Annotated in this window: 6 protein-coding genes; 1 reads left to right on the top strand and 5 read right to left on the bottom strand. The window is 25.3% G+C overall.

What is annotated here, in order from left to right:
* The first annotated feature begins 358 nt into the window (after nt 1–358).
* On the top strand, nt 359–682 hold the full coding sequence (locus EHV01_RS02895; RefSeq protein ID WP_422066123.1) for a PTS sugar transporter subunit IIA: 324 nt from the start codon (nt 359–361) through the stop codon (nt 680–682).
* 140 nt (nt 683–822) lie between these two features.
* Here the strand turns inward: EHV01_RS02895 and EHV01_RS02890 are convergent, their stop codons facing one another.
* The 5 genes from EHV01_RS02890 to EHV01_RS02870 all read right to left on the bottom strand — a co-directional run bounded on the left by EHV01_RS02890 (nt 823) and on the right by EHV01_RS02870 (nt 5,420).
* Complete coding sequence (locus EHV01_RS02890; RefSeq protein ID WP_422066122.1) at nt 823–1,017, bottom strand: hypothetical protein; 195 nt, start codon at nt 1,015–1,017, stop codon at nt 823–825.
* Nucleotides 1,011–2,558 carry a sodium-dependent transporter gene (locus tag EHV01_RS02885; RefSeq protein ID WP_422066121.1) on the bottom strand — a complete coding sequence of 516 codons (1,548 nt, stop codon included), beginning with the start codon at nt 2,556–2,558 and terminating at the stop codon, nt 1,011–1,013. The genes EHV01_RS02890 and EHV01_RS02885 overlap by 7 nt, the downstream gene beginning before the upstream one ends.
* Nucleotides 2,559–2,614: 56 nt before the next feature.
* Nucleotides 2,615–4,270, bottom strand: coding sequence for a hypothetical protein (locus EHV01_RS02880; RefSeq protein ID WP_422066120.1), 1,656 nt, complete (start codon nt 4,268–4,270; stop codon nt 2,615–2,617).
* Nucleotides 4,271–4,394: 124 nt separating this feature from the next.
* On the bottom strand, nt 4,395–4,916 hold the full coding sequence (locus tag EHV01_RS02875; RefSeq protein ID WP_422066119.1) for a methylated-DNA--[protein]-cysteine S-methyltransferase: 522 nt from the start codon (nt 4,914–4,916) through the stop codon (nt 4,395–4,397).
* A gap of 258 nt (nt 4,917–5,174) precedes the next feature.
* Complete coding sequence (locus EHV01_RS02870; protein ID WP_422066124.1) at nt 5,175–5,420, bottom strand: spiralin repeat-containing protein; 246 nt, start codon at nt 5,418–5,420, stop codon at nt 5,175–5,177.
* Nucleotides 5,421–5,505 lie beyond the last annotated feature (85 nt).

Genomic DNA, 5,505 nt, shown 5'->3' with positions numbered 1-5,505 from the left:
CAGCAACCTTTAAAATATCTAACATTTTATTAAAAGTGGCTTGTTTTATTCCTGTTAATCGGAATAATTCTTTATCATTAATAAAATCAAATTTATCAAATTTCATAATTTTAGATTCCTATAATTTCTATTTTAAATATATTTTATAGGAATTTTAAAATAACTAGGTTATGCAAGAAGTCTATTATATAAATCCAAAACAATTATTGGAATTATTTATACCCTCCTTCACTAAAAATTATAATGTATTAAATTTTCAAAAAATTTGCATTTTAATAAAAAAAATACAAAAACAATTAATTTTCTTGTACTTTACCATCTTCTTTCTATAATAAAAAAATAGAAAAGTTTATAAAAAATGAAAATATTTAATGAAAAATTATTACAATATATTGAAAAACCAATTAATAAATGAGAACAAGCAATTGAATTAGCATCTGAATTATTAATTACAAATAATTATGTTAAAACTGATTTTCCCACTAAAATTATTGAAATAACAAATGATTTAGGTCCTTATTATGTTGTGGCACCCAAATTAGCATTATTGCATATTATGCCTGACTCAACAATTTTAAAAACTGGAATAAGTTTTACATATTTTAAAATTCCAGTTAAATTTCAAAAAGAAGACAAATACCATACTAAATATTGCTTAGCTCTTTCTTGCTGCAGAAGATAATTTTTCACATATAGAATTACTTCAATCGATTGCTAAACTATTTGCAAAAAAAAGAATTTTTAACTAGTATAAAAAACTGCTCATCATCAATAGAATTAATTGAAATTATCAAACAGCATGATAATTAAAAAATATTAAATTTACTTTCTTTCATTAGTTTTATGATCTAAACTTGGTTCTAAATCTTCTTCTAACTTATGTTCTAATGCTAATTTCTGATCAACTTCTAATGTATGCTGGCTACGTTGTCAATCTTTATAGATAAAAAAGCCAAAAGCAACTGCTAATAAAATTGTTAAAACTAATAAAACAACAATGGCGATGGTAACTAACATGGTTTCTGTCCTCCTTTTTCTCGTTTTATGCCATAATAACTATTCAGACTTGCAACTAGGACTGGTACAAAAATACCTAACACAAAAGCTAATACTGAGATATATCAAGCGTTTTTTGTACAACTAATAATAAAATTATAAACTGAAAAACCAACAATAACAACTAATATAAGTGGAATTAAATAATACATCATAATTTTATATAACTTATTTAATTTAATTCATGATACTTGGTTATTGTAATTAATTACAATATGTAGTTTTTTTGCATATCAAACAAAGAAAATAACTTGTGCTAAAGATACTAAAATTAAATCTAATCCTGCTGCTAATAATTGAAAGGAATTAATTACCTGATATGTACTCTCAAAAACTAGTGATAAACCAACAACAATAATTGTTAAACAAATCCCACAAATTACTTTTTGATTACTAATTTCATATTGTGTTTCAATAGCATCCATAATAACTTCAACATTACCAACCGTTGTACTTAATCCGGCAATAAATAAAGCTAAAAAGAATAAAACTCCTAAGAAATTCCCAACTCCCACAACAGTATTTTGATTAATAATATGGAAAGTTTCTGGCAAAACATTAAAAACAAAAACCATTGAATCATTACCAAACTTAGTAGCAATTTGTTGTTGAAATAATAAAATATCATTTTTATCAGTAACCAAATTATTAACAATAGCTCCTGATGCACCAAAAATAAAGATTAAGTTAGTAATGGATAAAAATAAAATTCCAATTACTAATAAGTAAGCTTTTGAAACATTATCTTGATTATGTGGACCTACACCAGCAAAGCGCATCATCATTCCAATTCCTAATGATGTTGTAAAAAAAGCTAAGGAAAAAACACTACATCATGTTTGACTTTGCTTTAATTTCTCTAAATTATTTGTTAAAAACAACGTTGCTAATCCTTGATGACTCCCTGGAACTGTTAAAATATAAATTGCTAAAATTAAAATAATTAAAAATAATAAGGGCATAAAAAACTTATTAACTTTTTCAATTCCCCTAATTCCAAATAATAAGACAAGACCAACTAACAAAACAACAAATAAAAAAGCTAAAAATACAATTCATTGAAAACCACCATTGTTAGTTACGCCAAAACCACCACGTTGTAAAATCTGATGATTAAAAATATTTCCATCAACATTACTAATCAAGGTAGGATTAAATTCAATTCCAATCGAAATAATAGTATAACCAACCAAAACAGCATAATAAATCGGAATAATAATCATTAAAGTTGATTGAAACCAACCCATAAAGCGACTAAAGCGAACACTTTCCTTATCAAAAATGTTAATTACACTTTTACGTCGAAGATTTCCTAAGTTAAATTCAAAAATTAATAGTGGAATTCCCACAATTAATAATGCAAAAATATATATTAAGAAAAAATAAAATCCACCATATTTATTAATATAACCAGGTAATCCTCAAATTACCCCTAATCCAATTGCTGCACCTAATGATGAAACAATAAATCCAAATTTTGTCATTTGTTTTTTACTACTCATTTTTTCCTCCTTTATTTTTAAATAAAAAATGCAATATTGTTGCATTTTTACCATTTTTATTTCTTTTGAGATCTAATCTTACGACTAGTACCTAAAACAACGGCAATAATAATACTTGTGCAAAAAGCACCAAACATAATAATTAAAACAATTTTAATAATATTAACCTTTTGATTATAACTTGCAATATCATCATAGCCAAAAATGTTACCCATATATTGTCCTTTAATTCCTAAACTATTTACAAGATTCTTAAAATATTTTGGTGCAACATTTCGTGCTTCTTTAATCATTCCAAAGTAAGCATCAACAGCATGCCCCATCTCATGGTTCAAAGTAGAAAAAACATTTGGTGAGCTTCATCATCCAATTAAATATTCAGAAATAGTTTTTCCCTGCAAAACATTATCAAATTCTTTTGCAGAAATAACGATATAAGCCCGTTTAGTTGAAATAAAACGATTTGACCATGGTAATGATTGAAAAGAATAATTTGTATAAGCTGCTGTTTGTCTACTTTTTTCTAACAATGGTGCATCAGGAGAAAATAAAAATCCAGTTAAAAAATATTTAAAATTGTCACCAGTTATTGCATAAGTCATATTAAATAAATTTAAAATTTGTTCTTTAAGAAACTCCATCCGTTCATCAGTTCATTGATAATATTTTTGCATTGCTTGCACGCTATCTTTTAAGAAAATAGTGCTCCCTTTTTCATGATAATAATTATTTTCATATTCTGTTATCTTTTTTAAATCTTCATCTAACTTATCAAATGATGAATAATATTGCTGTTTACTAGTATTCATAAAATTTTCAAATTTTATAATCGCTGATTGTGATGCTCACGTATATGAATCATTCATCATATTTCCTAATTCCGTTGTTAAATCCTGCTCACCATTATTAATAATGCTATTTCGTAGAATATTTCCGTCAAAACTAACATTATTAGTTTCAATATCTTGCATTCCACTTGACTGCCACATAATTAAACTTGTTTTAAGAGCATTAAAAGTATAATTCCGTGCTCATAATTTCCTATTTTGGGGAATTAATTGTTGTAAACCAAGTTCAAAAGATGGCAAAAAATATTTTAAATCAACTGCATCAATTGGTTTAGTTGTTAAATTAGTATTATAACTAATATTTGACTTTGCAACATACTGATCAATTTTAGCACGTTGTTTTCGTAAAGAAGTAATTCGGGAACCAAAATTCCCTTTTTGAAGCGGAGTATAAATATCAATAAAAAAATTATTTAAAATCTCTCAGCTTTTATTTTTCATTTCGTTTGGCATTGTCATTCATTTTAAATATGCTTCGGCAAAAAATTCTTTCCAAGTTTTCATTCCATAAATACTAGTATTAATAATAGAGGCCATTAATGACATTTCAAATAATTGTTTCGTATCGATTCTCACATTATTAATATTAGTTTTAGTATTATAAATTATATCTTTATTAGTAACAATATTGTTTTCCATCATTTTTACTGTTTTGTTTTGGTCAATATTGGAAGACTTATAAATAAAATACTGTAATAAATAGCCTGAATAAATAAAATCATCTTCGTCAAGTGATGAAACTGCTGTTGGTGATAGTTCTGTAATATATCCCTTTTGATTAATAAAACTAGAAGTAGGTACAAATGTCATATTAATAGTTCCAAACACTAATAAACTACTTGCTATTGTATGAAACTTTCCCATAATTTTTTCTCCTTTTAATATATTAAAAATTTATTGTTGATAATCAACATACTAATTAAAAATAAAATTAATTGTAATAAAAACTACTTTTAACAAAGCATAAATTTAAAATAACAAATACTAATTATCAAATATTTTCTAATTGTAATAACGATGCTTTCATTTCTAACCCACTACGATAGCCACGTAAAGCATTATTTTTGCCTAAAACACGATGACAGGGAACAAGAATTGTGATGGCATTATTGCCAATTGCTGTCCCCACAGCTCGCATTGCTTGTGGATGTCCAATTTTTTGTGCAATATCAGCATAACAAGTTGTTGTTCCATATGGTATTTTAGCAACTTCTGCTCAAACCTTTTTTTGAAACAAAGTACCCGTGAAATCAAACGCTAAAGTAAAAAATGTTCGTTTTCCAATTAAATATTCCGTTAATTGCTCCATAACAAGGTTCGTTTTTCCTTCTTGATCAGCAATTAATAAAATATTTGGTCCCTTTTTCTTCAACCAAGATTCTAATTCATTAAACCCTTTGTTATTAGAACCAATAAAAGTTACACCTTGTTCAGAAACAGCAACATATAAATTTCAATTATTAACCTTTAAATTGTTATAATACCATTTAGTTAACTTTTGTTTGGCCATATCTTATAAGCTCCTAATGATTGCTGTTTTTGATTAAAATAAATTATTTTGTACTTTAAGGTATTTAAATTATACTATTAATTTATGAAAAACTATTTATAATTAGCAAATTTTTTTATTTTTTATTAGTATGGAAACTATAATATAAACTGCAACAAATTAAAATTTAAAATCAAAATAATTTTTATTATAAATTATCATATGAAATAAAAAATATTAACTTTTTATCGTGTTAATCTTTTTAATAAAATGAAAATATTATTTGATAGCTTTTACATAACCCTTAAAAGCAAATTTTCCAGAAATATATTTTGAAGTGTCTTTTGCTTTAACTAAAATTATGACTTCTTGTTGCTTTGAATAATCACCTGGCTGAACATTATTTGTAATTGTATAATCTTCAGCAGTTACTGCTTCTACTATATCTTTCACAATTTTTAGCACTTTAGCAACAAGCGTTGCTTCAATATTAATTTTTTCTAATTCATTAGACTTCTTGCATAACCTAGTTATTTTAAAATTCCTATAAAATATATTTAAAATAGAAATTATAGGAATCTAAAATTATGAAATTTGATAAATTTGATAA

Origin of the sequence: Spiroplasma sp. hy2 (assembly GCF_044714365.1) — a bacterium.
Taxonomy (GTDB): domain Bacteria; phylum Bacillota_I; class Bacilli_A; order Mycoplasmatales; family Mycoplasmataceae; genus Spiroplasma; species Spiroplasma phoeniceum.
Note: the sequence above shows the minus strand (reverse complement) of the source record. Positions and strands in the feature narration are given on the sequence as shown.